General features: G+C 72.3%; 5 protein-coding genes and 1 tRNA gene. 5 read left to right on the top strand and 1 reads right to left on the bottom strand.

What is annotated here, in order from left to right:
* The 5 genes from PSD17_RS05055 to PSD17_RS05035 form a co-directional block, all read left to right on the top strand.
* Window positions 1–232, top strand: a 232-nt coding sequence (locus PSD17_RS05055) for a hypothetical protein (protein ID WP_339121852.1), incomplete at its 5' end; no start/stop codon positions are given.
* A gap of 170 nt (window positions 233–402) precedes the next feature.
* Entirely contained in the window at window positions 403–2,703 is a 2,301-nt protein-coding gene (locus PSD17_RS05050; protein ID WP_339121854.1) for a bifunctional MFS transporter/dTMP kinase, read from the top strand.
* Complete coding sequence (locus PSD17_RS05045; protein ID WP_339121850.1) at window positions 2,700–3,851, top strand: DNA polymerase III subunit delta'; 1,152 nt, start codon at window positions 2,700–2,702, stop codon at window positions 3,849–3,851. Before PSD17_RS05050 ends, PSD17_RS05045 begins: the two co-directional genes overlap by 4 nt.
* Window positions 3,852–3,879: 28 nt before the next feature.
* Window positions 3,880–4,296: a nuclear transport factor 2 family protein gene (locus PSD17_RS05040; protein WP_103384602.1), complete on the top strand. Its 417-nt coding sequence runs from the start codon at window positions 3,880–3,882 to the stop codon at window positions 4,294–4,296.
* Window positions 4,297–4,351: 55 nt separating this feature from the next.
* A tRNA-Thr gene (locus PSD17_RS05035) sits at window positions 4,352–4,428 on the top strand.
* A 132-nt stretch (window positions 4,429–4,560) separates the two neighbouring features.
* Here PSD17_RS05035 and PSD17_RS05030 read toward each other — a convergent pair.
* A complete protein-coding gene (locus PSD17_RS05030; RefSeq protein ID WP_339121848.1) occupies window positions 4,561–6,267 on the bottom strand; it encodes a DUF5635 domain-containing protein in 1,707 nt (568 codons plus the stop codon).
* Window positions 6,268–6,303 lie beyond the last annotated feature (36 nt).

Genomic DNA, 6,303 nt, shown 5'->3' with positions numbered 1-6,303 from the left:
GCCGGCGCCGCGGCCGGCGGTGCCGGCCCCCGGCCCGCCGAGGCTGCGCCCGCCGCCGCCCGCCCGGGCCGTTCGCCCGCCGCACCGGCCACCGGTCGAGCCGGAACCCAGCATCCTGGGGCTGTCCCGGCACACCCGCAGCAGGCTCGGGTCGCGGCTCTTCACGCTGTTCTTCGTCGCCGTCTTCACCGTGATCCTGGTGCAGCTCATCGTGTCGCTGCTCAACCCGTGATTGCAGGCGGCGAGCGGCCGTCGAACGGCTCGCGGGCCCGCGTTCCCCGACCGTCCCGACGCGCGGTGTCCGGTTCCGTCTACCCTCGTGAACCGATGACCGGTTCTCTCTCGCCGATGCCGGTACAGGTCCCGGCAGCCGGCCGGACCCCGCCGAGGAGGTGAGGAGCGATCGCTTCCGAGGCCACCCCGGTCGGTGACCCGGCGCTGTCGGCCCCGACGTCGCACCGTGTCCGGGCCGTCCTGTCGATCCCTGCCTTCCGCAGACTGTGGCTGGTCACCGCCGTCTCCTCGACGGGCGACTGGCTCTCGCTGCTGGCGCTGACCTCGCTCGCGACCCAGCTGACGACCGGCTACCAGGCGCAGAGCTTCGCGCTGGGCGGCGTCGTCGCCACGAAGCTGTTCCCCGCGCTGATCCTCGGTCCGCTGGCCGGCGCGCTGGCCGACCGTTTCGACCGCAGGCACGTCATGGTCGTCTGCGACGTCCTGCGGTTCTGCCTGTTCGTGTCGATCCCGCTCATCGGCTCGCTGCCGTGGCTGTTCGCCGCGACCTTCCTGATCGAGATCTGCTCGCTGTTCTGGATCCCGTCCAAGGACGCGTCGGTCCCGAACCTGCTGCGGCGGCCCGACCAGGTCGAGACGGCCAACCAGCTCGCGCTCGTCATGACCTACGGCGTCGCGGTGATCACGGCGGCAGGCCTGTTCTCGGTGATCTCGAGCGCCGGCTCGTTGTTCGACTCCCACTCCCCGCTGACCACCGTCTACGTCGCGCTCGTCATCAACGGCTGCGCCTACCTGCTGACGGCGACGACCGTGTGGTTCCGCATCAAGGAGATCTCCGGCCGGACCGCCCAACGGCAGGGCGAGAGCCCGCCGGGCCTGTTCTCGCTGCTGCGCGGCGGGTTCGCGTTCGTCGGCAGCACGCCGCTGATCCGCGGGCTCGTCATCGGCATCATCGGCGCCTTCGCCGCGGGTGGTGCGGTCATCGCGTCGGCGAAGCTGTACTCCTCGAGCCTCGGAGGTGGCGACGCCGCGTACAGCGTGCTGTTCGTCGCGATCTTCGTGGGGCTCGCGGGCGGCATGGGCACCGCGCCGCGGCTGGCCCGGCGCCTGCCGCACAACCGGCTGTTCGGCGCCGCGATCGTCGCCGCGGGCGTCGCGCTCGTGCTGGTGGCGTTGTCGCCGCACCTGCTCGTCGCGATCGTGACCGTGGCGCTCGTCGGCGGCTTCGCGGGCATCGCGTTCCTCGCCGGCCTGACGATCATCGGCTCGCAGGTCGCCGACGAGGTCCGCGGCCGCGTCGTCGCGTTCGTGCAGTCGCTCGTGCGGGTGGTCCTGCTGGGCTCGATGTCGCTGGTCCCGGTGCTGGTCGGGCTCGTCAGCGCGCGGCGCATCGACCTCTTCGGCTACCCCTTCGTGATCGACGGCACCCGGACGGTGATGTTCGCGGGCGGGCTCGTCGCGGCCGTCGTCGGCATGCTCGCGTACCGGCAGATGGACGATCGGCGCACCGAACCGCTCCTGCCCGATCTCCTGGCGGCGCTGCGCCGCGGCGACCGGCGCGTCGGCTCCGGCGTGCTCGTCGCCGTCGAGGGCGCGACGCCCGCCGAGACCGCCGAGCAGGCCGGGCGCCTGGTCGCGACGTTGCGGTCCGAGGGCTACGACGTCGTGGAACCCGGTGACGACAGTGTCCGCACCGCCGAGGCCGAGTCGCAGCACTCCGGCGTCCGGGCCAAGGCGCTGGCCGTCGCGGCCGTGCGTGCCGACACGATCGAGCGGTTCGTGCGGCCCGCGTTGGCCGGGGGCTCGGTCGTCGTCATGGACCGGTTCCTCGCGAGCCCGCTCGCCCAGTACGGCGTCGAGTCCGAGCGCGACGACGCCGTCCTCGATGCCGGCGACCTCGAGAACCTCGTCTCCTGGGCGACCGGGCGGTTGCGGCCCGACGTCTCCGTCCTGCTCGACCGCGCGCCGAGCAGCACCGCGGCCCCCGCCGGCGTCGCGGGCGAGGAACACGTCCGGGTGCAGCGGCTGCTCACCCGGATGGCCGCGGCCGAGCCGCACCACTACGTCGTCGTCGATGCCGACGGGACGCCCGACGACGTCGCGGCGCGAGTGCTCGACGGCCTGCGACCCCTGCTGCGCCCACCTGCCTCCGGCGGTCCGACGGTGCCGCTGCAGAAGACCCGCGCGGACGGGTCGACGGAGCGGATGAGGCCCGAGCGCAGCGGCCCCGAGCCGACGGGCCCCGAGCGCGACGGCCCCGAGACGACGGGCCCCGGGCGGATGGGCTTCGAGTCGACGGGCCCCGGGCGGATGGGCTCCGGGCGGATGGACCCCGGGCACGTCGATCCCGAGGCGACGAGCACGGAGCGGATGAGCGCCGACGGCGCATCGGCCGGGCAGGCGCCGACCGAGCCGTTGGCCGGTCGTCCCCTCGCGGCGACCCGGGACGACGACGCGGCGGCGTCATGACCGTCTGGCGCGACGTCGTCGGCCAGCCCGCCGCGGTCGCCGAGCTCTCCGCGGCCGTCGCCGACCCGTCCTCGATGACCCACGCGTGGCTGTTCACCGGCCCGCCCGGCTCGGGCCGTTCGACTGCCGCGCGCGCCTTCGCCGCCGCCCTGCAGTGTCCGCAGGGCGGGTGCGGGGAGTGCAATTCATGCCGGACCGTCCTGGCCGGGACGCACGCCGACGTCCGTGAGGTCGTCCCCGAGGGACTCTCGATCTCCGTCGCGGAGATGCGACGCCTCGTCCAGCTCGCCGCCCGCCGCCCCAGCACCGGGCGACGGCAGATCCTGATCATCCAGGACGCCGACCGGCTCGGTGAGCGCGCCGCGAACGCGCTGCTCAAGGCCGTCGAGGAGCCCGCCCCCGACACGGTGTTCCTGCTCTGCGCGCCATCGGATCATCCCGAGGACGTCCCGATCACCATCCGGTCCCGCTGCCGTCCCGTCCCGCTGCGCACGCCGTCGGCCGAGGCGATCGCCGAGGTCCTCGCGACGCGCGACGGTCTCGACCCCGAGACCGCGACCTGGGCCGCGTCGGTCTCGGGCGGGCACGTCGGGCGTGCGCGGTGGCTGGCCCGCGACGAGGAGGCTCGCCGTCGCCGCGCCGAGGCCCTCGACCTGCCGATGAAGATCCGCGGCATCGGCGACGCCTTTGCCTATGCGGGCAAGCTCGTCGCCGCGGCGAAGGCCGAGGCCACGGAGATCGCCGAGGGCCGGGACGCCGCGGAACGCGAGGAGCTCGCCGTCGCGATGGGCGCGGGAGGCGTCGGCAAGGGCATCGCGGCCGCCGCGCGCAGCGCGAAGGCCGCCGAGCGGGAGTTGGAGAAGCGCCAGAAGTCGCGCACCACCCGCAACCAGCGCGACGCCCTCGACCGCGCGATCATCGACCTCGCCGGCTTCTTCCGCGACGTCCTCGTCACCCGCAGCGGCGCCCAGGTCCCCCTGACCAACCCCGACCGCCTCGCCGACATCCGGCGCGCCGCCGGGGAGTGGACGCCGGAGTCGACGCTGCGCCGCCTCGAGGCCGTCCTCGCGTGCCGTGAGGCGTTGAACGCCAACGTGAAACCCGAGATCGCCGTCGAGAACATGCTGCTCTCCCTGCATCGGGGTTGACGCCCGCCCGCCCGGGTACGCGGCCCCGATGGACTTCGAGCAGTTCGAGGACAACCACATCGCCGACGCCACCGTCCGCCGTTTCGTCGCCGAGCTGCGCCGGTTCGAGCAGGACGGCGACGTCGACCCGCTCGCGGGGCTGTTCACCGACGACGCCGTCCTGCATCGCCTCGACGGCCGCGGCGGCGTCGCCGACGCCCGCGCGTTCTGGGCGCAGTACCGGGCCCGGTTCGGTGAGGTGCGGACCGCCTTCCGCAACGCCGTCGAGAGCACCGACCCCGCCGGTGCGGCGTTGGAGTGGGAGAGCCGCGGCTCGCTGGCCGACGGCACCCCGATCGACTACGCCGGCTCCACCTTTCTGACGCTCGCCGGCGACCGCATCTCCGGCCTCCGCACCTACTACGACACCGCCGCCTTCGTCGCCGTTCCCGCAGGTCGGGGGTGAGCGGCGGGGGCCTGTGGGGGCGGAGGCAGGGGTCGGTAGACTGACGACGCAACACGCCGCCTTAGCTCAGTCGGTTAGAGCGACGCACTCGTAATGCGTAGGTCTGGGGTTCGACTCCCCAAGGCGGCTCCATATTTGCAGGTTGGCGACCTGTCGATTCCTGCCCCGACGGCTTCGTGGCCTCCCGGGTGCGTAGCTCGGCATGGGCTCGTCCGGCAGCACTGGCATGTCCGGTCTGCGCCCCCGGATCCAGGTGTCTCGCGTCTACGGCCATGCGGCCAGGAAATGCGCGTTCCGTCCCTTGCCGTCGCCTCGTACGAGGACTCCGTCGGCAACGAGACGGTCGAGGTGGTTCAGCGAGCCGGTCTGGGTGAGGCCGGTGAGCGTTGCGTAGTCGCCGGATGTGATCCGGGAATGGGCGGCCAGCCAGAAGCGGGCGACCATTCCGGGGTCGTCTGGGCGTCGATATGTCAGGATTCCACGGGCCCGGCGGTCGGCAGCGGGGGCAGCGCTCTCGACGACCCGAATCGCGGCTGGGGACAGGGTCCGGACGTCCTTGAACCGTGTGAGAAGTGGTGAAGACCCGACGCGGCATTCGGTGGTCGCGGTGTCGAGGGCTTCCGCCGCTTCCTGCGGTGTGCGCTGAAGGAGGTCGGCGATGAGGTCAGGGGTGGCGAACGGCTGGCGGAGAAGGTGGTCGACGATGAGAGCGACTCGGACGTCGCGTCGTCGGACGGCAGGCTCGATGCGGTCGGTGAGGGCCATGACCGGGACGACGGGGCGGCCGCCGACGAGCCGCGTCCTGACCCGCGGCCCGTCTTCTTCGACGATGACGGGCGGTCGGTGGCCGAGCGCGACCATCTCCCGGTACATGCGGTCGACGCCCATGCCTTGCTTCTCGACCAGGTTGAGTGCTCTGAAGAGGTCGGCGAGTGCAGGGTGGCGGGCGTAGCGCTGGGCGAGGACGGTAGCGGCCGTGATGCCGCCCGTGAAGCCGCCAGGACTGATGACCTGCAGGGCCGAGTCGGCGTCGATCCACGTGATCGTCACCGGGTCGGACGACAACCAGTCACGGTGCACCAGGCCGTTGAGAACGGCCTCGCGGACCGCCCGGGGTGGTAGCCGGCGGACGGTCGACTCCGCGAAGCCGCCCTGGAGGGTGACCTCCGTATTGAGTGAGCTCAGGCGGTCCTCCACTGCTGACAACTGCTCCAGAACGCTCAAGCCCGTGAGGTCCGGGGGGCGAAGGAGCACGTCTCCGCCCTCTACGTCGATGGCCGTCACCGAGAGGTAGGTGCGGTCAGCAGGGCAGAACAGGAGAGCGCCCGCTTGGGTCAGGTGTCCGTCGGGATGGAGGACACCCAGTCGTCTCAAGAGATCGGCGACGGGCTCGCCGGCATGGTGTTCGAAACCGGCGTCGCGAAGGTAGCGGCGAGCCGCCACGATCGCGCCGTCACTCACGTCGACGACGGTGCGACTCGTGACGGCGGCCATGCGGTCGTGCCCGGCCTGGTTGTGGCGATGCAGCCACCACTCCGAGCGGTCTACCGGGACACAGTTGGCTCCCACCCGCCAGCGGATCCGACCGCTGGTGTCCTCGATGGGCTCGTGAGCTGATGCGACGTACAGGATGAGGAGACGGACTCCGCTGACCTCGCGTTCCTCGACGTCCGGGGCGAGGTCGACACGGGTGTAGATGCCGTGTCGGAGCCAGTCGCGGTCCAGCGCGGTTCCGAGCAGGTCGCCGGTCTTGTTCTCGATGCCGACGATCAATGCTCCGCCGCCCGGGGTGTTGGCGAAGCAGGCGACTTCGTCTGCGAGTTGCGCGGCGGCGGCGGTGTTCTGCGCTTGACCTGCCAGAAGTGCCCCTCCGCTGCCACGCCGTCCGGCTTCTTCCTTGATGTCGACATGCTCGAGCTCGGCGTCGTCGGGCAGTACTCCGGTCCGGAGCTTCGCGAGGACCGCGTCCACGGCGTGCCGGAGTGTGGAACGGGCGTCGACGAGGTC

The sequence above is a fragment of the Pseudonocardia sp. D17 genome (assembly GCF_036984265.1).
Lineage (GTDB): Bacteria > Actinomycetota > Actinomycetes > Mycobacteriales > Pseudonocardiaceae > Pseudonocardia > Pseudonocardia benzenivorans.
Note: the sequence above shows the minus strand (reverse complement) of the source record. Positions and strands in the feature narration are given on the sequence as shown.

Excerpts from the sequence above, each read along its gene's own strand:
- PSD17_RS05040 (WP_103384602.1), top strand. The coding sequence starts at position 3,880 with ATGGACTTCGAGCAGTTCGAGGACAACCACATCGCCGACGCCACCGTC.
- PSD17_RS05045 (WP_339121850.1), top strand. The coding sequence starts at position 2,700 with ATGACCGTCTGGCGCGACGTCGTCGGCCAGCCCGCCGCGGTCGCCGAG.